This is a genomic window from Clostridium sp. TF06-15AC, assembly GCF_003481165.1.
Classification (GTDB): domain Bacteria; phylum Bacillota; class Clostridia; order Lachnospirales; family Lachnospiraceae; genus Otoolea; species Otoolea fessa.
The window spans coordinates 186,890-211,102 of the sequence record NZ_QUKS01000004.1 but is presented as its reverse complement, the minus strand read 5'-3'; the positions used below and the strand labels follow the sequence as shown (position 1 = coordinate 211,102).

Below are 24,213 nucleotides of genomic sequence, written 5' to 3'. Positions count from 1 at the left end.
CAAAGCATCTGTAGGGAGCTGCCAGTGGCAGGTCCTGTAGGTGCTTATTTATCTTTCAAGTGGTCTTTGAATGCTTCCACGAGAGCGTCACTTAATTCCTGTGATGGAACTTTTGCCCAACGCTGTGTGGTGTCGAACTCTGGATAATGGTAACGCCAGTTATCGTATTCTTCTCTGTTGATTTCTTCGGAAGATAGCTTGTCTGCCTGTTCTTTCCAAGCATACAGCATTTTGAGGAGTTCATATGCTTCTCTGCCTTTGTCCTTGTTGACCTTTAAGCATACCTCTCCGTCTGCTTCACTGACAGTAAGACCGTAAATATCTTCAAGGGTAAACAGAGTGTGCATAAGACCGATATAGCTGTCTATGTCAGGAACATCAAGAGCCTGTGGAGAAACATCAAGCACCTGTGCCAATGCATTTGTAAGGTCTGCTTTCGGTTTGCGTGTACCAGTTTCGTACTGTGCCAAACGCACATCAGCACTCTTTTCTGGAAAACCGATTGCTGTACCGAGATACTTTTGTGTCATACCACGCATTAGTCTGAAAAAATGTATTCTTTCGCTGATAGCCATAATGATACGCTCCTTTTATATTTAGTGAAATAAGTATAGCAGAAATGTTTAGTGGAAGTCAAGAAAAACCGAAACAAAAATGTTTAATATTTTCTTTGCAACCACTTGACAATAGCAAATATGTTTAGTAAAATAAATTACGAATTAAACAAATATGCTTAATGCGACAACTGAATGACCGTCCGAAAAGCCAAACCGCCAAGACCTCGTCGGAGCAAGTTCCGTATCGTTCGCTTGTGTGCAAGCACAAAAGCTCATTCGCTGCACTGCTCCTCCTCTTCCCCAAAAGTCTCCGACTTTTCGGGAACCCCTATACGAGCGAGCGCCTGATGTACTGCGGTGCATTGGGACAGCACAGCGCCTGCCGACAAGCAGGAGTGCCTGTTGGAACTTTAACACGGAGAAAGCGGCAAGCAAAAAATTATTTTAAGAAAGGAAGAAAAAGGATATGGAAAACAGATTTATCCGAGCCGAAGATGTGGCTCAGGAACTAAACGTATCAAAACCTTATGCATATAAACTCATCAGACAATTAAATGAGGAATTGAAAGCAAAGGGCTTTATTACGATTGCAGGGCGTGTAAATCGCCAGTATTTTTACGAAAGGCTCTACGGAGCAGGAAAGGGGGAAATGTAAATGCCGGTATTTAAGAATGAAGATAACGGTACTTGGTATGTGATGGCAAGGTATGTGAACTGGAAAGGGGAACGCAAGCAGAAATGCAAGCGTGGCTTTGCTACCAAACGAGAAGCACAGGAATGGGAAAGAATGTTCAAATTGCAGACTTCTTCAGACCTTGATATGAGTTTTGAAGCCTTTACGGAGCTTTATATCAATGATGTGAAGAACCGTTTGAAGGAAAACACGTGGCTTACCAAAGAGCATATCATACGCACAAAGATACTTCCGTATTTCGGGAAACTGAAAATCAGCGAGATTTCCACAAAGGAGATTATTACTTGGCAGAATGAAATGCTTGCCTATCGTGATGAGAAGAAAAAGCCTTATTCACAGACGTATCTGAAAACGCTGCACAATCAGTTGTCCGCCATTTTCAATCACGCTGTCCGCTACTATGAACTGCGTTCCAATCCTGCGGCAAAGGTGGGAAATATGGGACGTGAGGAACACAAGGAAATGCTGTTCTGGACAAAGGAAGAATACAAGAAATTCTCTTTTGAGATGATGGACAAGCCTGTTTCCTTTTATGCGTTTGAAATGCTTTACTGGTGCGGTATCCGAGAGGGCGAGCTGTTAGCTTTGACTCCGGCAGATTTCAACTTTGATAAGGAAACAGTCACAATCAATAAATCCTATCAGCGTTTGAAAGGGCAGGATGTGATTACTTCTCCGAAAACGAAAAAGAGCAACCGCACGATTAAAATGCCGAAGTTTCTGTGTGAGGAAATGAAAGAATATCTCGGTATGCTTTACGGATTGAAGAAGAAAGACCGTATCTTTACGGTGACGAAAAGCTATCTTCATCACGAGATGGACAGAGGGGCAAAGGCGGCAGGCGTGAAGCGTATCCGCATTCACGATCTCCGTCACAGCCACATTTCACTCTTGATTGATATGGGCTTTTCTGCGGTGGCGATTGCTGACCGAGTTGGTCACGAAAGTATTGATATTACTTATCAGTACGCACACCTCTTTCCGTCAAAGCAGATTGAGATGGCAGAAAAATTAGATGATTTAGGGAAAGGAGATTTTGAAAATGTCAGCTAAGAACAGAGATAACAAAAATCGTTGGAGGAATATCACAGTAGGGTTTCGAGTATCGCCCGAAGAAAACGAACTCATTAACAGAGCTGTAGCTCTATCAGGATTGCCAAAACAGGAGTATTGTTACCGCCGTTGCTTAAATCAGGATGTGGTGGTACAGGGCAATCCGAGAGTGTATAAGGCGTTGAAAACGGAATTTGCCACAGTCCTTGCGGAACTGAAAAGGATTGAAGCAGGAAAAGGTGTGGATGATGAACTGCTGAGTGTAATAGAACTGATTTCCATTATTCTCGGCGGTTTGAAAGGAGAGGATGCGAATGGAGAATAAAAAAGAAATGACTATTCCAAATGTATCTGCGGCAACAGATGCGGAACAGTCACTTTCCAAATGTACTGACAATAGTATAGTCAATCAGGATACGGATTTCAAGGGGTACGAGCAATCTTTTGAAGAAATGCAAAGGGAAATACTCAGACAGTTAGACCCTTCCTATCTGAAAACAGTATCAATGACAACGCTGTATGATACGGTGTTTGAGGTTCAGACACCACTTATCGACGGTCTGCTCCAAAGGGGAACTTACCTTTTCGTAGGTTCCCCGAAAGTGGGAAAGAGCTTTATGATGGCACAGCTTGCCTATCATATCAGCACAGGCACACCGCTTTGGGAGTATAAGGTGCGTAAGGCAACGGTGCTTTATTTTGCCCTTGAAGATGATTACCCACGTTTGCAGAAGCGATTGTTTCAGATGTTCGGTGCAAAGGAGACAGGCAATCTGTATTTCGCAACGGAATGTAAAACGGTCAATGGCGGACTGGAAGAACAGATAAGAGGGTTTATGAGGGAACACCCAGACACAGGCTTGATTATCATAGACACCTTAAAGCGTGTGCGTGAAGCAGGCGGAGCAGATTACAGCTACGCAAGTGATTATGATGTTGTGGCAAGGCTGAAAGCGTTGGCAGACAGTTACAAGGTTTCAATGCTTATTGTTCATCATACACGCAAACAAAAATCGGAAGATATATTCGATATGATTTCAGGCACGAATGGTCTGATGGGTGCGGCAGACGGTGCATTTGTTCTCAGTAAGGACAAGCGTACTTCCAACAATGCCACACTTGATGTTGCTGGCAGAGACCAGCAGGATATGAAAATCCATCTTGTAAGGGACAGCGAGCGATTGGTGTGGAACTTTGCAAAATCGGAAACGGAGATGTGGAAAGAACCGCCCGAACCTCTGCTTGAGAAGATAGCGGATACGCTCTTTTCGGAAAGTGACAGATGGGAAGGAACTGCTTCGGAACTTTGCGAAAGGCTTGCGGTGGATATAAAGCCGAATGTACTTTCTTTAAGGCTCAGTATCAACGCAAGCAGGCTGTTTCGTGATTACGGTATCCGTTATCAGAACAGCCGCACACACGACGGAAGAAAGGTTTCACTTTGGAAAGAAACCGAGCAGACGGCGTGACAAACGGTGTCAAAGGTGTCAATGTTTTTGAGAGCAGCACGCTGTGAAAAACATTGTCACCATCGTCACACTTTGACACCGGATAAAGTTTAGGGGAGTGTGCAGAGAGTGCCTTTTCAAAGGCGGCTCTTTGGTCTCGCCTGCTGGCTCGGTCGGTTCGCAGGCGTGTGTGCCACCGGCACACGCTCACCCCTCGGAGAGCCTTCGGAGAACGCAAAACCTGTTTACAGGTCGCATTTTTGATGGGTGTACCCGTCAAAAGTGCTTTTGCGTTACTTTTGACAAAAGTAACAAAACCTGAGAATGTTGAAATTTACAGATGGGAGATGAAAAAATGCAGAGAACGATAAGTGCAATGGTCGGTAAAGGCTCGGTCAATCACAATAGCCGAAAGTTCCGAGCAGAAAATGTAGACGGAACTCGTACTCATCTCAATATCGACTACTGCAATGAAAATATAAAGACAGTTTATCACGAATTGTTTGATGAAGCATTGGAAAGATACAATGCCAAGCAGATAAGGTCAGACCGAAAGATAAAAGATTATTATGAAAAAATCCGAAGTTCCAAGCAGGAAAAACCGTTCCACGAAATCATTTTACAGGTGGGCGGTAAGGGAAATATGAACGCCGATACGGAAAACGGAGAACTGGCAAAGCAGATTTTAGATGAATACTATCAGGGTTTTCAGGAGCGAAATCCACAGCTTCGGGTGTTCTCGGCTCATCTGCATATGGATGAAGCTACACCACATCTGCACATAGATTTTGTACCTTTTACCACAGGCAGCAAGCGTGGACTTGATACAAGAGTGTCACTAAAGCAGGCTCTTGCAACGCAAGGTTTTAAGGGCGGCAGTCGTGGCGATACGGAGTGGTCGCAATGGATACAGTCCGAAAAAGAACAGCTTGCGGCGGTGATGGAACGTTATGGGATTGAGTGGGAACATTTAGGCACACACGAAAAACATCTTTCTGTTTTGGATTATAAAAAGCAGGAAAGAGAAAAAGAAGTGGCGGCATTAGGTGCGAAAATCGAGCAGAAACAGATTGAATTTGATGTGTTGTCGGAACGAGTATTGAACTATGATAAGGCAAAAGACGAGCTGTCAAATCTTGAAATAGAGCTTGATACTGCACCGAAATATCAGTTGCCAGAACCAGAGAAATTTATGACTGCAAAGGCATATAAAACCAAAATGGCAGAGCCGGTTGTAAGGAAATTGAAGCAACTTGTCAAAACGGTGCTTGCCCGCTGCTTTGAGGGGTGGGACAACTATCATAGGCTGAATACAGCGAATGCACAGTTATACCGCACCAATCAGCGTTTGGAGAAAGTCAATGAAAGATTGACCGAAGAAAACAAAATCCTAAAAGCAGAAAATAAAGATTACAGCCTGCTCCGTAAGGTTTTTGGTCGCAAACAGATAGATGATTTGTTGGAGCAGGCAAGAACAGTTAAAGGTCGCAAGCGTGATAATACACGATCACGATAGACAAAAATCACAGGAGGAAAAGGAAAATGACAAAGACAATTTTTGAAGAAATGGGCGGAACTTATAGACAGGTGGGTGATTATTTATTGCCGAACATCACAGTACCAGCCGAAGAAGAAATAGAGCCGATTGGTTTATGGGGGAAACGACATGCAAGGCATTTAAAGGAACACTATAAAGTGTTATATATGAACCTGCTGACAAGCGGAAAGCTGCATAGTTATCTTGCAGAAGTCGATAAGCAAGCAGAGGATATGTTTCTTCGACTGGTAAAGGAATATGCCGACAGACAAGATGTGACGGAACAATTAAAGAAAGATAATCCCTACGAATGGATTGGAAGAATGAATAATATTCAGGCTTGTGTGAGGGAAGTTGTAGGAACGGAGTTGATTTACACATAAGCGTTTTACGGTATGGTGCTCCTGCGTTTGCTGGAGTGCTGTGGTTGTGGTTGTAAAGAGGTTGTGAAAGATTGAATTTCGTAATGGTTGGATGTATAATTAGGAAGTGAAAATTTTAATTTGCACTTCCATAAGGTGAAATGTATTGACACAAAAAATACAGTATGATAGTATTGCCATTAGAAGAAAGAAAGGCACATTTTGTGTAAGGTGAGGAAATGATTAATAGATAATTTGATTTAAGTAAGACACATATAGTTATTGAGCCTGTAGAGAATAGGTTTGTTTTGTGTACGCTTAAGTTGGATTATCGCAAGAGGCATTTCCTTTGTTTTCCTTTTGGAAAAGAAATAAGGGTCTATTTAGCGAGTCTATTTTTGCGTATGCAAAAAAGACTCGTTTTTGTGTGTTCAAAATAATAATTGGCTCAGACTTCGAAAAGGAGAAACTTTAATGTTGCAGATAAAAAAATTAAATTTAACACATAAAAAAGACCTGAGAATAATTCTTAATGATTTCAACCTTGTGCTAAATGATGGAGATAAGGCAGTTATTATTGGAGAAGAGGGAAATGGGAAATCGACATTAATGAAGTGGATATACAATCCGTCGCTTGTAGAAAACTATATAGAAGCAGATGGGGAAAGGATAATGGGACACGAACGTCTTGGTTATCTTCCGCAGGAGATGCTCGATGAAGATAAGGAAAAAACAATATACGAATATTTTTCTGAAGAGGAAATATTCTGGGAGAAAACGCCTAAAGAATTGTCTGTTATTGCGGGAAAATTTGGAATGAAAAATGATTTTTTCTACAGTAACCAGACAATGGGTAGTCTTTCAGGAGGCGAAAAAGTCAAGACACAACTTATGAGGCTTTTCATTCGCGATGTTTCTGTGCTGTTGTTGGACGAACCTTCCAATGACATCGACATTGCGACGCTTACATTACTGGAAAAAATCATAAATGACTGGAAGCACATTGTGCTTTTTATTTCACACGATGAAACGCTGATAGAGCGTACTGCCAACATGGTGATACATATCGAGCAGATTATACGAAAAACAAAGGCGAGATATACCGTGGCAAAGCTTCCCTATAGACGCTATGTGGAAGAACGGCTTCATAAATTTGAAATCCAAAAACAGCGGGCACTGAGTGACCGTAGGGAGAAAAAGATTCGCGATGAAAAATATCAAAGAGTTATGCAGAGTGTACAAGGTGCATTAAGAAGTTGTACCAGACAAGCACCGTCTGTTGCCAAAAACTTAAAGGACAAAATGCATACGGTTAAGGCAATGGAACGAAGATTTGAAAAAGAAGATGAAAATATGACTCAGATGCCGGAACAGGAAGAAGCAATCTTTGTCAAATTAGGGGATGAAAACTCACACATTCCCGCAGGAAAAACGGTCATAGAATATGAACTTTCAAAGCTTGTGACTCCGGATGGCAAAAGAATTTTAGCAGAAGGAATTCATTTAAAAATAAAAGGTTCAGAAAAAATCTGTATGATAGGAGCCAACGGGGCAGGAAAAACGACTCTTCTAAAAAAGATAGCGGAAGAACTCCTAAATCGGAATGACATTAAAGCAGAATATATGCCTCAAACTTATGAAGACCTGCTGGATTTGGATGTTACACCGGTTGATTACCTTGATAAAACAGGAGATAAAGAAGAGCGTACAAGAATTAGAACATACCTTGGTTCACTTAAATACACACCAGATGAAATGGAGCATCCGATTCGGGAGTTATCAGGCGGACAAAAGGCGAAAGTGCTTCTCTTGAGGATGAGCTTAAGTGGTGCAAATGTTCTTATTCTGGATGAACCGACAAGAAATTTTTCACCATTGTCCGGTCCGGTAATAAGAAAAATGCTCCGAGAATTTCCGGGGGCTGTCATTAGCATTTCTCACGATAGAAAGTATATTGAAGAGGTGTGCGATAAAATATATCAGCTAAATCCTAATGGATTACAGCTAATTGGTGATTGATAACAAAAAGGATGAAAGACTGACAAATTTCAGGCTTTTAGTGAGTTGGAAAGCATACAAAGATTTGAATTTGGAGGATAGATTATGGTACGTACAGAAGATGCATGTGAAATTATAAAATATGCTTTGCAAAACGAAATTAAAGTATATTTAGATGGCGGATGGGGTGTTGATGCACTTCTTAAAAGAGAATCAAGAATACACAATGATATTGATTTGTTTGTTGAACTGAAACATTATCATGATTATATTTATGTGATTAAGCAGCATGGATTTGAGGAAGTAAATACTGATTATACAACGGATGGTCATACTGTCTGGAAAGATGATAAACAAAGAATCATTGATTTACATTGTTTTGAATTTACAGATGACGGAATTGTTTATGAGGGAGATATATTTCCATCAAAAACTTTTTCCGGTATTGGAAAAGTTGGAGATATAACTGTTTCTTGTATTGAACCATTGAGTCAGGTAATGCTTCATTTGGGATATGAACACGATAAAAATGATGTGCATGATGTGATGCTGTTGTGTGAAACATTTCAAATAGCAATACCAGATGAATATAAGGAAAAGTAAAATTTCAGTTTTGTGTTGAATCTCTAAGCAAAATAGCTTATAATTTGACATGCTACATATAGTTATTATCCACAGTTATCGAGTAGGTGTTATCAATGCCGATAACAAAATGATAACATTAGCTCGTATAGGCAGGATAATATGGATATATCAAATAATCAAAAGAACGAGAAACATTACAGAGAATAATTCCTAAACAAAAAGCGTTAGTCTTTGTAGAGTTTGAATAGTTGGAGCAGAGCTTCAAAGCCTTTATTTTCAAGGGTTTTGAGGCTCTTTTCTTTTAGAATTGCATTTTGATTGCATTTTTTTATTCAACTGCTCTGTGATAGATTGCTGTATGCTGATTGCTGGTGTAATCGGCAACACTGGTTGTTGCCGGAGTATAAGTGAGAACGCCAGTTAATTTTTTGGCAACTTCCACGTTGGTGTTGGGATATAAATGTCCATAGGTTCCTAACGTGGTCTGTATCTTTTCATGCCCCAGACGTTCTTTAATCAATAAAGGATTTTCTCCCATACTGATGAGCAGGGAAGCATGGGAATGTCTGAGTGCATGAATTTTGATACGGTGTACGCCTGCCAATCCAGCAAGTTTTTCTAATGCCCGTGGGAGGGTGTGCTTACTGGTGGGAATCCCATTATAGCTTAGTACAAGGTCACAGTCCTTTAAAACCTTTTGCTGTACTTCCTGCCATGCTTTTAATTCTTTAATGGTATCTGTGTCAATATAGATAGTGCGAATACTGGCTTGTGTCTTTGGTTCCACAAATTTGTATTCGTCTATTGTTTTATAGTACAGCGTTTTCGTTATACTTAAAAGTCCGGTTTCAAAGTTGATATCCGACCATTGCAGGGCTGCGGCTTCTCCGATTCTCATTCCAGTCATAAACAGGAGCCAGTATGAAATGAAAAGGTAATGTTCGTAATAATCGCCCTTGTAGAGTAGGGAAATTACCTTTTGAAATTCATCCAGTGTCCAAAAATCCACTTTTGTTTTCTTGCTCTTGATGTTTCCTATCATTCGTGACGGATTTTTCTTTGCAAGACCGAGAACAACTGCTCTGTCAAAGGCAATGGAGAGCATACCCTGTACAATACGGATATAGTTTGGACTAAATTCTTTTGCGAGTTCAAGCTGCCAGTTTTGGACGTTAATGGGTTCTATCTCATCCACCGTCATTTTGTAAAAGTATGAAAAATGTTTCTGAATGGTAGAACGGCGGTTCAGATAGGTACTTTCCTTTACCTGTGTTTTATACCAAGGTAGGTAAGTCTCTTCAATGAACTGCTGAAAGGATAGCTGCTGTTTCTTTTCTGTCAATTCCTCTGTGGATGTAAGCATAAGCTTTGAATATGCTTCTCTGGCTTCCTTTTTTGTCTTGAATCCGCTTTTGTATTTCTGAATCTGTTTTCCGGTAATCGGGTGGAAACCTAAGTTTGCTCTAAAATAATAAGTTCCGTTTTCTGCTTTCTTAATAGGGTCTTTTGCCATGATTTCACTCCTTACATAAATGTGCAAGAAGTACAATCAGTTTGATTTATCAGTAAAAGTAATCCCTAACAATTCTTCCACAGCTTCTCTGGGAACCCTGTCCAGTTTGCGTGACTGATAGTAGGTATGCCCTTTTGAAATCATAAGTTTTTTTGCTTCTCTTATGATGTCTGCTGCGAATGAAGTCCCATAACCCAGTTCTATTAAGTCTTTTTTTGTTACTGTAATCATATTCCTCCTTTCCATAGACCAGATATGGAACCCTCAATATCTGTCTATATTATATCAGATTTTGTGGCAAAAGTAATATTAAGATTGTATTTCCTGCGAATAGTTATTTGATTTTGAATGAAAAATTCTAATTCAAAATAGTATATAAGCAAGCCGAGCAGCTTTCGCTAAAGCTCATGGGAATCTCACCCCTGCATGGTTCTCATCCAGCCGTACCCTTTGCCAGCGGTGCTACATCATCACACGGACTAAGGCTGTACGGAAGTATCATTATCACAATAGAAAGGTCATGGCGGCAGCTCTGCGGTAAGCTGCTTATGGAACGCTGGCAGGAATCGCTATCCGGTTTCATCCCTCCTTTGGTGGGTCACGGCGTGCCAGCCCAACGGCTCTCTTTCTATCGAAACGTATTCGGCTGCTTTATGCTGCGTTGATTAGACGCTTTCTTTTTCAAGGAACAATCCGGCTTTGTCAGCCTGTTAAAATGCACTGGTGATAATGCACTTTAATAGGCTGGCAAGCTCTGTCTGGGAAGCATGGGCTTGTCCATGCTTCCACAGGAGAGCGTTATTTTTACTTTGGTTCCCTGATTTCAAAAGATAAAATCTTTGCAATCAGACGTGTTTCCATCCGGCGGCGTAGGGTTTCATCTACAACCATGAGAGTATTGCCATATTCGTCTTTCATGGGACGCATGGAACGGCTGGCAATAAAACCGCTGTAATGGCGTACAATCTGGTTGACTGCTTCAATATCACCGTCCGCAGCCCTTACAATTACAGGAAACGGAATCATAGGGTGCTTTGCTGTCATGCTTCTTCCTCCATAAATTTTTTGATAAATTCCAGTCCGGCGTGTCTTCTTCTCTGGATGGTAGAACGGTTGACTTCCAGAATTTTTGAAATTTCCGTATCGTCAAATCCGAGGAAATAATATCTCAGGATAACGTCACGTTTCTTTCCATCCAGATTTTCTAATGCTTCTGCTAATAGGCTGTTTTCAATGCGGACAGTAAATCCATCCATTTCAAAAGTATGGAAATGGGAGGGATAGGTGTCTTCGGAAGAAAACAGATTGACGGTGTAATCGTCCATATCACAGAACAGGGTTTCCCGTTTACACTGTCTGGACAACGCTTTGAGATAGTCTTTGCGTTCATCCTCCATAGCGACTTTACAGATATAATCAAACTGGTTCTCTATGGTTGTCTGAAATTCAGATGGCTTCATCATTGCTCACCCCCTTTCCAGCCTTGAAAGGGAGCGAGTTGATAGGAATTTCTGCTTCTTTCCCCCTTTTCGCTCTTAGTCCCGACAGGACAGGGGGTGCAGTTGCGTTTTGAGAAGAAAAATTTAAAAACTTTTTCTTCCAACTAAAAAAGCACGCAAACAGACGATATTTCTGCTTGTGTGCTTCGATAGTTCTTACTATGTATTGTGAAAAACCATATTGCAGGTCAGACTTTTCTAGCGTAGGTGGATGGCTTTTTTTAACGGTTTACCGAATGTAGATATATTTAAGAAAATATTTTGCATAGCGGCTTCCTCCTGTAAGCCGCCGGAGCCTAAAAAAAGCTGACTTTAATACAACCTCCATGTGTTCTGGAAAAAAGAAAGACGGCGGCTTTTATTAAACCGTCGTCTGGAAAGGCTTATGTGATTTTGACGCAAGAAAAGTGTACTGCCAAATAACGGTTTTTTTTATTTCCGTTTCAGCAGCATAGTTTTATCTTTGGTACACATAATAGGAACTGTACAACTGTACAATACGTTTTTCTATACCTGTCACTATTATAACAGGAACAGTAAAATGTACAGAGGTGGTGTATTATGCGTAAAAAAGAAGATAAATATGATTTCAGGGCTTTGGGGCTTGCCATAAAAGAAGCCCGTAAAAAACAGGGTTTGACCCGTGAACAGGTGGGAGCAATGATTGAGATTGACCCACGTTATTTAACCAATATTGAGAACAAAGGGCAGCATCCCAGCTTACAGGTGCTTTACGACCTTGTATCTCTGCTGAATGTATCAGTGGATGAGTTTTTCTTGCCTGCCAGCAGTCAGGTGAAAAGTACCAAACGCAGGCAGTTAGAAAACAAAATAGACAATTTCACAGACGCTGACCTTGTTATTATGGAAAGCGTCGCAGATGGTATTGTCAAATCTAAGGAAGTGGGGGAAATGTAAATCCTCCACTTTTGTTTATAATTGCAGTGATATTAGAATTGATACTCTGCAATATTTTTGAAATCATTGTTCAACACATAATATACCTTATTTTTAGCAACGGAATATACAAAAGAAACTCTGGTTGCCCAAAGTCCTTCCTGACGTACTGACCTAAGTACATCAAAGGCGTTGGAAATAGAGAAGTTTTCTCCATATCCTTGCAGTAAATCCTTTGCCTTTTCATATCTGTTATCCCCAGATAAAACATATGGATTAGTCAATTCTGGTTTTAGAATGGAGTAATTTGTTATTAAGGAATATTTTTCTTTTTCCAAACGATACCCAATCCCCGGTTCAATAATGAGAACACGCCCAGTTCTATCCGAAAACATAGCCTGCATAGTAGTGTCAGGAGCATAAGTAATTTTCTTTTTTTTCACTATTTCCAATGAATCGTCAAAAGAGAGATTGCCTTTTATAAAGTTTTCTGTCAAATCAGCTATTGTATAGCATGATTCATTACCGCAAAATTGTGCATTGTCATTTCCATGTACATACAACAATGTGCCAACATTCCCATTTCTATTGATTCCATGAAAAGAGTGGTACTTATTATCGGACATTTTTATCCCTATAAAAAAACGGTCCTTTTCGGCAATTACAGTATGTTCCCATTCAGAAAGGTCAATATCAAAATTGAACCCAACAATGGTTTCTTTTCCATTATACACAAATCTTGTACACATATTTGTATTTCCTTTCGTAAACTAATTTGAATAGTATAAAAACTAATTACATTAGTAATTTTAAATATTATAAGACTGTTTGTCAATACAAGAGTTCATTTTTTCTAACCAAATTATTGACTTCATTAATTTGATTACTTAAAATGAAGTAAATGATGTGTAGAAAGAGGAAAATGAATATGCGAGTTACAAAAGCCGAAGTTATAAAAACTGCTTCTGATATGGCTGATAGAAATGGACTTCATAATGTTTCTTTGAAAGCTATTGCTGAAAATTTAGGGATTCGTACCCCCTCCTTATATAATCATATAGGAAGTTTGGATGAACTTCTTAGGGAGATAGCACATAGTGGTATGCGTACTATGAATGAAAAAATGATTCGTGCAGTAATCGGTAAGACAGGGGATTCAGCATTAAAATTAGTGGCAGTTGAATATCTTAATTATATGATTGAACATCCCGGTGTTTATGAAATAATTCAATGGGCTAGTTGGAATGGAACAGAGGAAACAGCAATCATTTTTAATGATTATCTATCTTTACTTAAAACACTTATTTGCTCATGTGGCTTTAATCCAGATAAGACCACTGAAATTTTGAACATGGTAACAGGTATGCTTCATGGTTATACAACTTTACAATTAAGATATGCTTTTTCTAATCCTGATAAAGTAAGAAAAGAATTATCCGAAGCAATTGACACACTACTATTGGGAGCTAATCAAAAATATAAAGACTAATGATAAATTTTAAAAAGAAATACTTTATAAGAGAAACGTGCAAATCTCAAATGAGAAATGCACGTTTTTCTATAACTATTTCACAATCTTCCAGTTTTCCCCGTTCTTTTCCAGCACAAGGTCAAACTGCGATACCTGTGTTGTCATGGTCTGGTTATCCAGATATTTCACTGCAAGGGAAGCTGTCACCTGATTTCCGTTTCGATTGTAAACTGGATTCACCAGTTCCGAGAAAATGTATTCTTTCCCCACAGGTTTCAGCACGCCCTCATTCACATAATAGGTCAGCTCCTTTGCGGTTGCCGTAGGGTACAGCTTGAAAAAGGTAGTGAGAAATTCGTTGATTTCCTCTGTGGTGATGGAATCCACCGTACCGTCATTTTGTACCGCTTTGGGAGTGTAACCGGATTTTACGGGAACACTGGTAATGGTTGGATTCTGGATAATCGTCAGGTTTCCAGAGCCGTCCACATAGACGGTCACCTGATAAGCGGAACGGACAGTTTTAACGGATTCTCCCTCTGTGATATGCTGTTCCACCGTATAGGTCACTTGATAATGCTGCTCCTTTTCTTCTGTGATTTCCCATATCTGAAAATCAGTCAGGGCAGACGATACGGGGATGTCCTTTCGGACAGTATCTACATTCAGGGCTTGCAGTTCTCCGGTGAGATACCCTTTTAAAGCATTTGTCCGGTTATCAATGGAAGCGGCAGACTGTTCCCATGAATAGTAGACTTCTGCGAAATTCTCCACAAAGTTTTCTATCTTGTGGGTGTCGAGGATGGTTTCTTCAATTACTTTGGTTTCATGGACAGTATGAATGTCTATCGCCGTGAAATTCTTATAGACGGCAAACAGGAAGCTCACTGCCAGCAGCACCCACAGGGCAATCACAGTTTTTTTGTGGGTATTGACTTTGTAAACTTTCAGTTTCTTTTCTTTCTGCTTTTTCTGGTTATCCTCTTTTCTAATCTGAATCATATCGGTTCATCCTTTCTTATTGTTTGATTCGTCCGGCTCCGGCAAAGTGCTGTTGCCAGTAGGAGCCTGTCAGGTCTGCATAACCAATGGGATTTCCGGCATGGTACATCCGGTTATTTCCCACATACAGTCCCACATGGGTGATGTAGGTTCCGGCGTTGTAGGTGGAGTGGAAAAAGACCAAATCCCCTGCTTTTGCTTCGGACAGGGGGATGTGCTGCGTTACATTGTACTGTTCCTGTGCTGTCCGTGGCAGGGCGATTCCTGCCTTGCCATAGCACCACTGCACCAGTCCCGAACAGTCAAAGGAAGTGGAGGGAGAATCACCCCCGTACACATACGTCCATCCCTCATACTTTAAGGCTTCCTCCATGATAGCCTGCACCGTTTCATCATCAAACTGTGCCACGGTCAGGTATTGCGATACCAAGAGGACATAGAACATATTTCCGTAGGAATACCGCCAGCCTCCGTTTTTCTCTACCGCAACAGGGTTGGTGTAGGTGACTTTCTTTCCGCCGGATTTGTCCCTTGCGAAGCTCTCTGCCAGTTCAAAGGTGTATTTTTTTCCGTGTCCTGCCACATAGTCTAGGAAACCGCCGCCGTAATTATAGGATTGAATCACGCTGTTTAAGTCACAGCCCTTTGTTTCTGCCGCTGCGAGCAGTTCCGAGAAATATTTACAGCCCTGTTTGATGGATTCCTCTGTACTAAGGGAGTTCGGGGGAAGCCCCAGAGATTCCGAGGACTGCATAACGTCTTCCAGCGTGCCGCCGGATTCCACCTGAATGATGGCGAGCAGCACATTTAAGTATTCCTCTATGCCATATTCCTTTGCATACTTTTCCAGCATAGGTTTATGGGCGAGGACTTCCTGTGATACGCTCACGCCCCCATAGATAAGGTTTCCGCCGCTTCCGCCGTCTTCCTCATCCGAGAAGACAATCACCACCAAAAGGAGCAGGGAGAACATCATCACGAACACGCCGGAACAGGCAAAGAAAAGGTGTCTTAACTTCATGGTTTCTCCCCTTTCTTTTGTTTGGCAGCCGTTTTTACCGTTTTTGTCCACTCCTTTCTGGCTGTGGTACGCCGGATGGTAAAGTTCGATTCTTTTACCACAGGGGCAGCCCGTTTTACTTCCGGTATCACAGGAGCCGTATCGTTTTGGACAGGTCTTGCCGGACGGGGAGCAGCAAGGGTGATGGTTGGAGTTGTCTTTTGTCTTTCCTCTGGTTTGTCTGGGGAAATCGGAGGGAGTATCTGGCGTTCTGTCCTTACAGGCGGTGTTTGTTCATGGTGGATGGAAGCTGCTTTTACCACCGGAACCGAAGCCCGTTCCGCCACAGTTCCCCCATAAGAAACCTGTCCCCGTTCCCTGATGGATGGGGAAGCTGGCTGCATGGCTGGTTTTCCTGCATGAGTGGTATCTGCATGATGTCGAAAATCCTCTGGCTGTTTTGCAGTAACAGGGCGTTCATGGACAGGAGCTGCCCCTTTGGGTGCTTCGGAAGCTCTTTGTTGCGGTTGTTTTGCCTGTTCCAGTTCCGCCCTGCGTTCTGCAATGGTCTGTCTGCGGCTTTCTGCCTGTGCGTTTCGCTGTTCGGCTCTGGCAGTTCGGGTCTGGGTCACGTTGGAAGTAAAATCCCGTACTCCCTCTGATACCTGTGTTTTCCCGTGGTAAAGGGCGTACTTTGCATTGACGGGCAAATCCTTTGCCTGTTCCCGAAGCTGTCCGGCAGTATCGGCTATCTTATCTTTGGTATCTGCCGCCGCACCTACCGCAGAACCAGCCCGTTTCCATACGGATTCCTTTTCCAGTGCTGCCTGTCCGTCTGGTCTGCTGTGGTCTGTCTGTGTCCGTTTGGAAGAGCCGGAGTGGGAAGCATTTCTCTGGTCTGAGCCAGCCTGTTTTCCTGCGTGGTATGCAGCCGTTCTAGCCCCAAGAGCCGCCACGGAACGTCCTAACTTATGCTGTAAACGGTGCATATGGGCGTACATGAGCATACGGGGTCTTCGCATGATACGGCTTCCCATACTTTGAGAATCGCCGCTCTGTAAGGAGAACATCCCCATTAAATCTCCCAGCTTGAAATAGATTCCGGCAAAAGTCACTATCTGCAAGAACGCCGTCAGGAAGAACGGATATTCCCCAGACAGGTTGTAGAGCATGGTGGAAATGCTGAACGCTACCGTGATAATCAGAGTGATTCCGGCTCTGGTAAGGATGGTGTTGAACAGTTTCGTAATGGCACGCTTTGACATTCCCTCAAAAGAGGGAACCATGCTAAGGAGGAAGCTCACAGGCAGGAACATGGCATAGATGATAAAAAGCACCTGTGAAAAAATCATTATCCCCGTGAGCAGGAATACAAAAACGGAGATACCGATATTGAACATAAACAGGAAGAAGACGGTTCCCAAGCGGTTGATGGTCTTTGTGATGGTAAGGTTGGTATTTTCCCTGTCTTCGATTTCCACCACCACGATTTCTTCCCTGTCCTGCCCGTTGTTTTCGTTTGGGCTGGTTGAGAGCAGGCGTTCCACACGGTCAGCCCCAATACTTTCCATATCCGAGTTGCCGTATTGCAGCAGGAGCCACGGCTGCTTGACCTGAATGGAAAACAGGCTGTCCCGTATCAAATCCACGCTGTCTTTTCCTTGACTTTCCGAGTTCGGCAGCACAATCTTTGTACCAAGGGTCAGGCTGGCATTGCTGATGTCTGCGGAAAATTCATTGATTTTCCCGATATAATCAGGGGCATAGGCGATAAAGGCAGCGGACAGCACGAACACCACCACGAAATTGACAACGGCATGGATGGCTTTTGTGGTTTCCCGTTTGATAAGCCCTGTGTAGGCAACGTAAAGCCCCACCACCAGAATGAGAATCAGCAGGAACCCGATATAAAATCCCTCCGAGGACAAGCCGCCTGTGGTAACGCCTGCAAGGGTCTGCATATTTTTCCCAATGGAATCCGCCGTAGAGGAAATGAAGTCCAGCGAGTAGGCTTCCTGAATCAGATACCCCGTGGCGTTGGAAAGGTACAGGCTGATTGTCCAGATAAAATTTGTGATGGCATACAGCCCGTACATCACCTGTTTTCCGATACCGTCCAGCCAGTTCCACGGGAGCCAGTCCCATCCGCTGTCCACATAAAAATCAAGCTGGTAGTTGTCCAGAGGATATTTGCTGTATTCGTTGGCAGCGTCCACCGTATCATCCACCAGTCCGGCAGCATGGGCGGCTGTGCCGAAGACTGCAAGCAGCAGGAGGATGAGCAGGAGTGCCAGAAGTACCCTGCCAATCACTTTTCCTGCTATTTTCCAAGATAACCCCTTTTTGGCTGAATAGGGAACAGGGAGTTGCTGCCCGTTGGAAGTTCTATGTATCACCATCATTCCACCTCTTTTCTTACGGGCGGTCTGGTATCAAAGGCATGGAACAGGTCTTCAAAGATAGGATGGAACTGTATGACTCCCACACGCCCGTATAAATCACTGATAAGGCACTGTCCGTTTTCCAAGTCACGGAGCCGCTTCTGGTTGTTTTCATCTTCGGAATCCACCCCGAAAAAGGCAAGGGTCTTCTTGATTTCGTTGATGTCTGTGGAACGGAACGCAAATTTCAAGCCCAGATTGTTTTTCAGCTTTTCATCCAGCAAATCGTCCGTGTTCTGGGTGACAAAGTAAACGCCTGCGTTCATGGCACGTCCGGCACGAACCAGCTTCATGGAGAGTGTCTTGCCCTGTGCCACCTGTAAGAAGCTCCATGCTTCATCCAAATCCACAATCTTAAACACGCTGCGGTCGGTATGGATGAAGTCGAGGGCAAAGGTGCTGATTACAATGAGCATTGCCACGGAAAGTAGCTCCATTGTGGTGTATTCTTCAAACGAGGTTTCCTTATCCGGCAGCACCAAATCCGCCACTTGAATGATGTTGAGTTGCTTTTCAAGGCTGATGGACTGTGTGACATCCCCATCCGAAAAGAGCAGGTGTGCAAAGTCATAGTCCGTAAAGGATTCGATATGGTCGGCTATGCTGGTGCTGATGGTGGTTCCCTCCGCCCGAAGTTCTTCAATCACCTTGAAAAGCCCCCGTTCCTCACTGTTTGTTACCGCACGGATGGCTTTCCGAAGAACAGGGAACTTCTCTCCGTCACGGCTGGAAATGCCTGTTAAAAAAGTCAGGATGTCGATTGCCAGTGATTCGGAATCCTTTGGGTTCTCCATAATCACATACGGGTCAAGTAAGCCCCTGTTCTGTTCCTCCGAAGTCAGGTTTACGATATTGATTTCATGGGCGATTTCCGGCAGGGTTTCTTTCCACCGTCCCCGTTCTGCTTTCGGGTCAACAATGAGAGCCTGTGCCCCAAATAATACGGAATAATAGACAATCATGTTGTTGCTGAATGATTTTCCACCGCCGAGGGAGCCGACAAAAGCGGCAGCAAGGGCGTTAGTGACGGAGCCTTTTACTCCTTGACTGGCAAGGGCAGGCTTTAAGTACACGTTTCTTCCCGTATCAAGGCTGTACCCGATATAAATGCCCTCCGGTTCCCCCAACATCTGGGTTGCCCCGAAGCCAAGACCAGCGAGGAAGTCGCTGGTGACATACTGGATGTAATCGTTCAGATACCGCTTGCTGGCAGGGAGAAATTCCCCATGCAGCCCCAGCATATCTCCAAAGGGGCGAACCAGCTTCACGTTCAAATCGTCATAAAAATCTTTCACCTCATTGCAGCGGCGTTTCAGTTCTTCCAAGTCGGGAGCCGTCACACGCACCACATAGGACAGCTTATACATAGATTCCTTGCTCTGGTCTAAGGTGGATTCCAGCTCATTTACGCTGTCTAAAGCGTCCACCACGTTTGTACTGGTTTCACTGTCATTCTGCCATGCGTGGTTGTCCAAATCTTTCAGCTCTTTTTTCTTGTTCCGCACCGTGGAGAGGGCTTTCCGGTTTGTCACAATCTCCACATTCATAGAGGTATCAATGGGAAAAGTGAATTGCTGCTGCTGATAGTAAAAGATTTCCGAGGATGGGAAGTCCAGTTCCCCTACAATGCTGTTGATAGTAAAGTAGGCGGCATAAACTGTCCCGTCTTCCTGTTCGATTTTCAGATACCGCTGGTTTTCCTCTATCAGACAACGGGTGGGTTTGATGAGGTCATAGTATTTCACCAGCGTTTCCTCCTGAAACCGTTTCTTCGGAAGATAATACTCATAATCTTCGTAGGCGGTTCCGGTCTGCCCGTATAAATGCTCAATCAGATAGCCAAAATCGTCCTTGTTAAGCCGCCGGACTTTGAAGCGGCGTGAGATTTTACTTTCCAGCAGCTTTTCCATCTTCTGAAACCGCCAGATTTCTTCATTGCTCATGGAAACAAAATCTCCCATGAGTTTGTGGTTGACTTCATGGAGAAAATCGGAAACGGCGGTCTTTGCTTCCCTGCGAAACTGCTTCATGGTGACTTCCTGCTCATTGACAAGCAGCTTGAAGCCGATAAAAAAGCGGTAGTCCACCTGATTTTCCCCTATCATGGAAATCAGGGCTTCGGTCTGTGCGTCAATCTTTGCACAGGCAATATCTTTTAACTTGCCTGTTACTTCCTGTTTGGAGCGTTCCTGTGCTGCCCGTATGCTGGATTCGGTGCTGATTTGCAGGGCGTGAATCTTCCCGTCCCTGTTCTGGGCGATAAGCTGCCGGAACGAATCGTGTACCTGATATTTCTGTTCAGGGCTTAAAAAGGAATAGTTGTAGGGAAGCAGCTCATAGTAAGCGAAGCACTCCCCGTCATGGTTGAACACAAGGTTATTTTCGATATATTTAATCGGATATGCCATAAATATCACTCCTTACTGCCGTGATGGGCTGTGCTGGATATTCCTTTTCCAGCTTCACGGGTTTTCCTGCATAGGTCAGTTTCGGGCGTACCAGATATGCCAGTACGGATTTCAGGAAGCCGTAAGGCTTCTTCCCGTCAAAGGTCTTCTGGCACATGAACCAAGTGAGGGCAAAAGGTACGCCGAAATATTTTAAAAATGCCCCGTCAATGAATGAAAGGGGAGGGAGGTTCCCCAAGAGCATAACTGCAAACACCGATACCACGAACCACGCCATCTGTGTGAACGTGATGGGGAATGGCAGCTTAAAATCATTGATGGAATAGAGTACCTTTTCCACCGACCAGATACTGGTATAGCTTCGTATTTTCTTCATGTTGTCCGTCCTTTCTAAAAGATGGGGACAGCAAAAGAGCCGCCCCTGAATAAAAAATCCGCCTGTATTTCCTGAAAGAGATACAGACGGGTCTACCGTAAGATTTCATATACGCCGTGGTTCGTGACAACAAAGGTTCCCTCCAATTCCATGTCACGCCCATAGGCTGCATAGTCGATATAGTTTTGTAAGTGTGCCGGAAGTTCTCCAAGCTGTCCGCTTTCTTCCAGATAGTAGCGAGCCACATCCGCCATATCGTCACAGCCGGAATGGCAGATAATATCGTCTTCATGCTCACAGAGTTCTTCGATACTGCCAAAGTAGGATTGCAGCTCTGATAGTTCCTCCTGAATGTACTCCGGTAAGTCCTCCACCATTTCACACAGGCGGTTGACTTCCTCAATGGGGGTATATTCGTCAATCTCAAAGGGCAGTTCATAGTCATGGATGGCGTATTCCTCATATTCATCATTCAAACTGATACGTTCCTTGACTTCCTCAAAATCCACAGGCGGCGTGAACCATGCCCCTACCAGTTCGCCCTCATTGTATTTTCCTAAGTTGGCAATGTAAATCCGCATTTCTTCCAAGTTCCTCCACCTCCTTTTAGCGGTAATAAAAGATACCATTGTCCGTAAACAGATAGTTTTCGCTGGTTTCCAGCTCCCGACCAATGGAAGCGTAGTCGATATGGTTCAACAGGTCTGGATGTACTTCTCCAAATATCTGTACCTCCTGCACCAGATAACGGGCGAGGGATTCCCCGTCCTGAACCGGATAGCAGCGTATCTGGTCTTTGTGGTCGATAAATTCCGTAAAGCTGGAAAACCACCGCTTTTGTACCACATCCATTTCATAATAGAGGGGCGTTCCCTGCATTTCCTGTACCATCCGGCAAAGGGCGTTGATTTCCCAGAGCCTTGTGTTGCCCTCCAACGGAAACGGCAGCTCATAGTCTTCAATTTCGATTTCTTCCTCACTCTGAACGCCAAGACGTTCCTTGACTTCCTCAAAATCCACGGGACAGGAAAACCATGCCCCAGGGTACTCCTCAAAATCCTCATGGTAAAACCGTGTGGTGTTCAGGATGTAGATTCTCATTTTCTCAATTAGTATCACGTCCTTTCTTAGAACAAAAATGGCAACTAACTTTGTTTGTCAGTTGCCATTTTTCTAATAAAATATTCGCTTTAATTCTTCATCACTATTGATTTTTTTAATTACCCAAGGTTGTAAAAAATAATTGATTTGTGGGTCTAACATACTTACTAAATGAGTTTGTCCGGCAGGGGTTAATATTTGTAAATGTTGAAGTTCTATTACTAATCCATTGTTCATGGGTAATGGCAGGGTGTGAGTTGGTTCACGTAAAAACTCCCGAATGATTGTCACCTGTTCTGGTGTCATATTTTTCAAATATTTAATCTGAGCAGTTCCTAATCTCTTTGAAGCATACTTGTCATAAAAGAAATGAAAAATTTTAGATAGTAATAAAACTATTAGTAAGGCTGTGGAAATCACAAAAACAATGCCTATTGTAAAACCATATTTTTCTCGAAAATTTATAATATAAAACTTTTGGGCTAACTTTTGAGGCAATAATAATAATGTACCACTGGCAATAGATAAAGCTCCTAAAATGTTCGGTGGTAATTTCAAAAAATCAATAAAATCCTTCATACATTTCCTCCGCTTTCAATTACTATATAAAGAAATTATACCACCATTCTTAGTTTATCTCAATTATCATACACTATCATATTACATCTTCTTTCTTTTGGGGAGTTACGCTCCCCAAGCCCCTAGTGGACTTCCGCCATGAAGCAATCAGAGCTTGCTCCATAACGGAAGTGTAAAATGGGTTTTTCTATGCACCGATAATCTTATTGAACAGTTCCAGTAAGATGTCCTTTACACCGTCCGCATTGAAGACCAGCCCAACCGCTACAAGGGAAACTACCAGAAAACCGATAAGTTTGGAAAATTCCCTCTTAAATCCGAGGTACAGTCCAATTACCACGATTGCCAGCAGCACAAGGGACTGGGCGTTGGATAAAAACCAGTTGTAAAGATTCTGTCCGAAATTCATAAAAGCTCCTTTCTTTCCTGTAAGAGTTCTTAGGTTCCAAAATTGCCGCCGTTAAAGCACCACCTCTTTTGCAGCGGCGGCTTGCTGCTTCAGGATTTTTTCGTGCTTCTCCGTCAGCTTTGCATGGGTGATGATGTCATGGACAATCTGGGTGTGGTTCATCTTATCCAGACGGAGAGCCAGCTTTAATGTGGGTGCTACCTGATGGGAGAGCCAGTGCAGAGTGCGTTCAAAGGAATAGGGTTCCGGTTTGGTTGTCAGTTTCAGGCTTCCCCTGTGTTCCCCAATGAACCACGCCCATTCCTCACTGATACGCCAGTCAGAACGGGGTTTCGTATCGTCCTTGTCCACGAACCGGACATAGCGGTTGATGATTTGAAAGGCTGTCCGTTCTGGATTGTCATGTTCTAACAGGTCACGGATGGCGTAAAAGGCACGCTCATTTTTCAGCCGGATTTCAAAGCGGTTCTTTACCTCTGCGTCCGCAATGGGAATATCATGCTTTTTGTACTGCTCATAGTCCTTTTCGTAAATGCAGAAGTACACCTCACTTTGGAGGGAGCCGATATACAGGGTGTTCCCCATACATTCTTTTTCCTCACGCCGTACCAGTTCGCCGCTGCGGTAGCTTTTGAAGCTGCGGAAGACCGAGATACATTCCTCATTCCGGCACTTCTCTGTCAGATGGGGAATGTTCAGGATTCCCGTTTTGTCATTGATGGCGAGGTCAAGCCGCTTCATCACGCCGTCCTCCATGAGAACATCCATGAAAAACTCATACCAGCTCCGTTCCTGTGCCAGCAGATAGCTTTCAAACTGGCGGCAGCCACGCCCTTTCAGTTCCAGCAGCACCCCTTTTTCCAGTTCCGGTGATACCAGAACGAAAATATCCCCCAGATAGTAATGCTCTGTGTAAGAGTAGAAACCGTAGTCTTCATGGATAAAGTAGGGGAGCTTTAGCCGCAGCACGTCTTCCACGATATGCTTCACATCCGTAGTGGGAAAGCGAATCCGCACATAGTCAAAGAGCATTTCAAGGGGAGCGTCTGGGTTGAATCGTTCCAGAGCTTCCGTGATGGCTTCCTGTAATACTTCGGACGGGTGAGCCTTGCCTGTTTCAATGTCGCTCAGGTACGGACGGGTGATTCCGGCAGCTAGGGCAAGTTTCTGTTGTGAGATACCGTAACTTTCCCGTTTTTCTTTGATGTCCCGTACCCATGTTTCTTCATTCAGTGAAAATCCCTCCTGTCTAAAAAAGCGTATGTCAACTTTCAGAGCCTTGT

At 43.2% G+C, this 24,213-nt stretch carries 27 protein-coding genes; 10 read left to right on the top strand and 17 right to left on the bottom strand.

Translation table 11 applies throughout. The features are described 5' to 3' along the window. Window positions 1-44: 44 nt before the first annotated feature. Window positions 45-575 (bottom strand): helix-turn-helix transcriptional regulator, encoded by a 531-nt coding sequence (locus DXC57_RS10015; RefSeq protein WP_009247529.1) that lies wholly within the window; start codon window positions 573-575, stop codon window positions 45-47. 448 nt (window positions 576-1,023) lie between these two features. Here DXC57_RS10015 and DXC57_RS10010 point away from each other — a divergent pair, with 448 nt between their 5' ends. From DXC57_RS10010 to DXC57_RS09975, 8 genes are all read left to right on the top strand, one after another. Continuing rightward, window positions 1,024-1,212, top strand: a complete 189-nt coding sequence (locus DXC57_RS10010; protein ID WP_009247528.1) for a transcriptional regulator — start codon at window positions 1,024-1,026, stop codon at window positions 1,210-1,212. Next, window positions 1,213-2,304: a site-specific integrase gene (locus DXC57_RS10005; RefSeq protein WP_009247527.1), complete on the top strand. Its 1,092-nt coding sequence runs from the start codon at window positions 1,213-1,215 to the stop codon at window positions 2,302-2,304. Then, window positions 2,294-2,629 (top strand): hypothetical protein, encoded by a 336-nt coding sequence (locus tag DXC57_RS10000; RefSeq protein WP_009247526.1) that lies wholly within the window; start codon window positions 2,294-2,296, stop codon window positions 2,627-2,629. The genes DXC57_RS10005 and DXC57_RS10000 overlap by 11 nt, the downstream gene beginning before the upstream one ends. Continuing rightward, window positions 2,619-3,773, top strand: a complete 1,155-nt coding sequence (locus tag DXC57_RS09995; RefSeq protein WP_009247525.1) for an AAA family ATPase — start codon at window positions 2,619-2,621, stop codon at window positions 3,771-3,773. The genes DXC57_RS10000 and DXC57_RS09995 overlap by 11 nt, the downstream gene beginning before the upstream one ends. A gap of 334 nt (window positions 3,774-4,107) precedes the next feature. Next, window positions 4,108-5,268, top strand: a complete 1,161-nt coding sequence (locus tag DXC57_RS09990) for a plasmid recombination protein (RefSeq protein ID WP_009247524.1) — start codon at window positions 4,108-4,110, stop codon at window positions 5,266-5,268. Between the two features lie 26 nt (window positions 5,269-5,294). Next, a complete protein-coding gene (locus DXC57_RS09985) occupies window positions 5,295-5,672 on the top strand; it encodes a TnpV protein (protein WP_009247523.1) in 378 nt (125 codons plus the stop codon). Between the two features lie 453 nt (window positions 5,673-6,125). After that, window positions 6,126-7,670 carry an ATP-binding cassette domain-containing protein gene (locus DXC57_RS09980; RefSeq protein WP_009247522.1) on the top strand — a complete coding sequence of 515 codons (1,545 nt, stop codon included), beginning with the start codon at window positions 6,126-6,128 and terminating at the stop codon, window positions 7,668-7,670. Window positions 7,671-7,754: 84 nt separating this feature from the next. Further along, window positions 7,755-8,252 carry an aminoglycoside nucleotidyltransferase gene (locus DXC57_RS09975; protein ID WP_009247521.1) on the top strand — a complete coding sequence of 166 codons (498 nt, stop codon included), beginning with the start codon at window positions 7,755-7,757 and terminating at the stop codon, window positions 8,250-8,252. A gap of 310 nt (window positions 8,253-8,562) precedes the next feature. On the opposite strand, the gene DXC57_RS09970 is transcribed toward DXC57_RS09975, so the two are convergent. From DXC57_RS09970 to DXC57_RS09950, 5 genes are all read right to left on the bottom strand, one after another. Further along, window positions 8,563-9,747: a site-specific integrase gene (locus DXC57_RS09970; RefSeq protein ID WP_015552515.1), complete on the bottom strand. Its 1,185-nt coding sequence runs from the start codon at window positions 9,745-9,747 to the stop codon at window positions 8,563-8,565. A 36-nt stretch (window positions 9,748-9,783) separates the two neighbouring features. Then, window positions 9,784-9,978 carry a DUF3173 domain-containing protein gene (locus DXC57_RS09965; protein WP_011861908.1) on the bottom strand — a complete coding sequence of 65 codons (195 nt, stop codon included), beginning with the start codon at window positions 9,976-9,978 and terminating at the stop codon, window positions 9,784-9,786. A gap of 202 nt (window positions 9,979-10,180) precedes the next feature. Then, window positions 10,181-10,330 (bottom strand): hypothetical protein, encoded by a 150-nt coding sequence (locus tag DXC57_RS15525; RefSeq protein WP_172749838.1) that lies wholly within the window; start codon window positions 10,328-10,330, stop codon window positions 10,181-10,183. 221 nt (window positions 10,331-10,551) lie between these two features. Next, the gene (locus DXC57_RS09955) at window positions 10,552-10,791 is read right to left on the bottom strand and encodes a helix-turn-helix domain-containing protein (protein WP_015552516.1); all 240 of its coding nucleotides are present in this window, start codon (window positions 10,789-10,791) and stop codon (window positions 10,552-10,554) included. Beyond that, on the bottom strand, window positions 10,788-11,207 hold the full coding sequence (locus DXC57_RS09950) for a sigma factor-like helix-turn-helix DNA-binding protein (RefSeq protein ID WP_009255078.1): 420 nt from the start codon (window positions 11,205-11,207) through the stop codon (window positions 10,788-10,790). Before DXC57_RS09950 ends, DXC57_RS09955 begins: the two co-directional genes overlap by 4 nt. Window positions 11,208-11,807: 600 nt before the next feature. Between DXC57_RS09950 and DXC57_RS09945 the strand changes: the two genes are divergently transcribed. Further along, window positions 11,808-12,164, top strand: a complete 357-nt coding sequence (locus DXC57_RS09945) for a helix-turn-helix domain-containing protein (protein ID WP_009009558.1) — start codon at window positions 11,808-11,810, stop codon at window positions 12,162-12,164. Between the two features lie 32 nt (window positions 12,165-12,196). Here the strand turns inward: DXC57_RS09945 and DXC57_RS09940 are convergent, their stop codons facing one another. Next, window positions 12,197-12,892, bottom strand: coding sequence for a hypothetical protein (locus DXC57_RS09940; protein WP_015552517.1), 696 nt, complete (start codon window positions 12,890-12,892; stop codon window positions 12,197-12,199). 179 nt (window positions 12,893-13,071) lie between these two features. Between DXC57_RS09940 and DXC57_RS09935 the strand changes: the two genes are divergently transcribed. After that, window positions 13,072-13,632, top strand: a complete 561-nt coding sequence (locus tag DXC57_RS09935; RefSeq protein WP_015552518.1) for a TetR/AcrR family transcriptional regulator — start codon at window positions 13,072-13,074, stop codon at window positions 13,630-13,632. Window positions 13,633-13,707: 75 nt separating this feature from the next. Here the strand turns inward: DXC57_RS09935 and DXC57_RS09930 are convergent, their stop codons facing one another. From DXC57_RS09930 to mobT, 10 genes are all read right to left on the bottom strand, one after another. Then, complete coding sequence (locus tag DXC57_RS09930; RefSeq protein ID WP_118652412.1) at window positions 13,708-14,616, bottom strand: conjugal transfer protein; 909 nt, start codon at window positions 14,614-14,616, stop codon at window positions 13,708-13,710. A gap of 16 nt (window positions 14,617-14,632) precedes the next feature. Further along, window positions 14,633-15,637 carry a bifunctional lysozyme/C40 family peptidase gene (locus DXC57_RS09925; RefSeq protein ID WP_015552520.1) on the bottom strand — a complete coding sequence of 335 codons (1,005 nt, stop codon included), beginning with the start codon at window positions 15,635-15,637 and terminating at the stop codon, window positions 14,633-14,635. Next, window positions 15,634-17,298, bottom strand: coding sequence for a hypothetical protein (locus tag DXC57_RS09920; protein ID WP_347501993.1), 1,665 nt, complete (start codon window positions 17,296-17,298; stop codon window positions 15,634-15,636). The genes DXC57_RS09925 and DXC57_RS09920 overlap by 4 nt, the downstream gene beginning before the upstream one ends. A gap of 716 nt (window positions 17,299-18,014) precedes the next feature. Beyond that, window positions 18,015-20,465, bottom strand: coding sequence for an ATP-binding protein (locus DXC57_RS09915; protein ID WP_015552521.1), 2,451 nt, complete (start codon window positions 20,463-20,465; stop codon window positions 18,015-18,017). Then, the gene (locus DXC57_RS09910; RefSeq protein WP_005427021.1) at window positions 20,449-20,841 is read right to left on the bottom strand and encodes a conjugal transfer protein; all 393 of its coding nucleotides are present in this window, start codon (window positions 20,839-20,841) and stop codon (window positions 20,449-20,451) included. Before DXC57_RS09910 ends, DXC57_RS09915 begins: the two co-directional genes overlap by 17 nt. 92 nt (window positions 20,842-20,933) lie before the next feature. Continuing rightward, a complete protein-coding gene (locus tag DXC57_RS09905; RefSeq protein ID WP_109258194.1) occupies window positions 20,934-21,431 on the bottom strand; it encodes an antirestriction protein ArdA in 498 nt (165 codons plus the stop codon). A gap of 16 nt (window positions 21,432-21,447) precedes the next feature. Further along, window positions 21,448-21,942: an antirestriction protein ArdA gene (locus DXC57_RS09900; protein ID WP_015552522.1), complete on the bottom strand. Its 495-nt coding sequence runs from the start codon at window positions 21,940-21,942 to the stop codon at window positions 21,448-21,450. Window positions 21,943-22,014: 72 nt separating this feature from the next. Then, window positions 22,015-22,521 (bottom strand): superinfection exclusion B family protein, encoded by a 507-nt coding sequence (locus DXC57_RS09895; RefSeq protein ID WP_011861920.1) that lies wholly within the window; start codon window positions 22,519-22,521, stop codon window positions 22,015-22,017. A gap of 187 nt (window positions 22,522-22,708) precedes the next feature. Then, window positions 22,709-22,930, bottom strand: coding sequence for a hypothetical protein (locus DXC57_RS09890; protein ID WP_002570387.1), 222 nt, complete (start codon window positions 22,928-22,930; stop codon window positions 22,709-22,711). A 51-nt stretch (window positions 22,931-22,981) separates the two neighbouring features. Next, window positions 22,982-24,193: a MobT family relaxase gene (mobT, locus tag DXC57_RS09885; RefSeq protein WP_244353836.1), complete on the bottom strand. Its 1,212-nt coding sequence runs from the start codon at window positions 24,191-24,193 to the stop codon at window positions 22,982-22,984. Between the last annotated feature and the right edge of the window lie 20 nt (window positions 24,194-24,213).

Excerpts from the sequence above, each read along its gene's own strand:
- DXC57_RS10015 (WP_009247529.1), bottom strand. The coding sequence starts at position 575 with ATGGCTATCAGCGAAAGAATACATTTTTTCAGACTAATGCGTGGTATG.
- DXC57_RS10010 (WP_009247528.1), top strand. The coding sequence starts at position 1,024 with ATGGAAAACAGATTTATCCGAGCCGAAGATGTGGCTCAGGAACTAAAC.
- DXC57_RS10005 (WP_009247527.1), top strand. The coding sequence starts at position 1,213 with ATGCCGGTATTTAAGAATGAAGATAACGGTACTTGGTATGTGATGGCA.
- DXC57_RS10000 (WP_009247526.1), top strand. The coding sequence starts at position 2,294 with ATGTCAGCTAAGAACAGAGATAACAAAAATCGTTGGAGGAATATCACA.
- DXC57_RS09995 (WP_009247525.1), top strand. The coding sequence starts at position 2,619 with ATGGAGAATAAAAAAGAAATGACTATTCCAAATGTATCTGCGGCAACA.
- DXC57_RS09990 (WP_009247524.1), top strand. The coding sequence starts at position 4,108 with ATGCAGAGAACGATAAGTGCAATGGTCGGTAAAGGCTCGGTCAATCAC.
- DXC57_RS09985 (WP_009247523.1), top strand. The coding sequence starts at position 5,295 with ATGACAAAGACAATTTTTGAAGAAATGGGCGGAACTTATAGACAGGTG.
- DXC57_RS09980 (WP_009247522.1), top strand. The coding sequence starts at position 6,126 with ATGTTGCAGATAAAAAAATTAAATTTAACACATAAAAAAGACCTGAGA.
- DXC57_RS09975 (WP_009247521.1), top strand. The coding sequence starts at position 7,755 with ATGGTACGTACAGAAGATGCATGTGAAATTATAAAATATGCTTTGCAA.
- DXC57_RS09970 (WP_015552515.1), bottom strand. The coding sequence starts at position 9,747 with ATGGCAAAAGACCCTATTAAGAAAGCAGAAAACGGAACTTATTATTTT.
- DXC57_RS09965 (WP_011861908.1), bottom strand. The coding sequence starts at position 9,978 with ATGATTACAGTAACAAAAAAAGACTTAATAGAACTGGGTTATGGGACT.
- DXC57_RS15525 (WP_172749838.1), bottom strand. The coding sequence starts at position 10,330 with ATGAAACCGGATAGCGATTCCTGCCAGCGTTCCATAAGCAGCTTACCG.
- DXC57_RS09955 (WP_015552516.1), bottom strand. The coding sequence starts at position 10,791 with ATGACAGCAAAGCACCCTATGATTCCGTTTCCTGTAATTGTAAGGGCT.
- DXC57_RS09950 (WP_009255078.1), bottom strand. The coding sequence starts at position 11,207 with ATGAAGCCATCTGAATTTCAGACAACCATAGAGAACCAGTTTGATTAT.
- DXC57_RS09945 (WP_009009558.1), top strand. The coding sequence starts at position 11,808 with ATGCGTAAAAAAGAAGATAAATATGATTTCAGGGCTTTGGGGCTTGCC.
- DXC57_RS09940 (WP_015552517.1), bottom strand. The coding sequence starts at position 12,892 with ATGTGTACAAGATTTGTGTATAATGGAAAAGAAACCATTGTTGGGTTC.
- DXC57_RS09935 (WP_015552518.1), top strand. The coding sequence starts at position 13,072 with ATGCGAGTTACAAAAGCCGAAGTTATAAAAACTGCTTCTGATATGGCT.
- DXC57_RS09930 (WP_118652412.1), bottom strand. The coding sequence starts at position 14,616 with ATGATTCAGATTAGAAAAGAGGATAACCAGAAAAAGCAGAAAGAAAAG.
- DXC57_RS09925 (WP_015552520.1), bottom strand. The coding sequence starts at position 15,637 with ATGAAGTTAAGACACCTTTTCTTTGCCTGTTCCGGCGTGTTCGTGATG.
- DXC57_RS09915 (WP_015552521.1), bottom strand. The coding sequence starts at position 20,465 with ATGGCATATCCGATTAAATATATCGAAAATAACCTTGTGTTCAACCAT.
- DXC57_RS09910 (WP_005427021.1), bottom strand. The coding sequence starts at position 20,841 with ATGAAGAAAATACGAAGCTATACCAGTATCTGGTCGGTGGAAAAGGTA.
- DXC57_RS09900 (WP_015552522.1), bottom strand. The coding sequence starts at position 21,942 with ATGAGAATCTACATCCTGAACACCACACGGTTTTACCATGAGGATTTT.
- DXC57_RS09895 (WP_011861920.1), bottom strand. The coding sequence starts at position 22,521 with ATGAAGGATTTTATTGATTTTTTGAAATTACCACCGAACATTTTAGGA.
- DXC57_RS09890 (WP_002570387.1), bottom strand. The coding sequence starts at position 22,930 with ATGAATTTCGGACAGAATCTTTACAACTGGTTTTTATCCAACGCCCAG.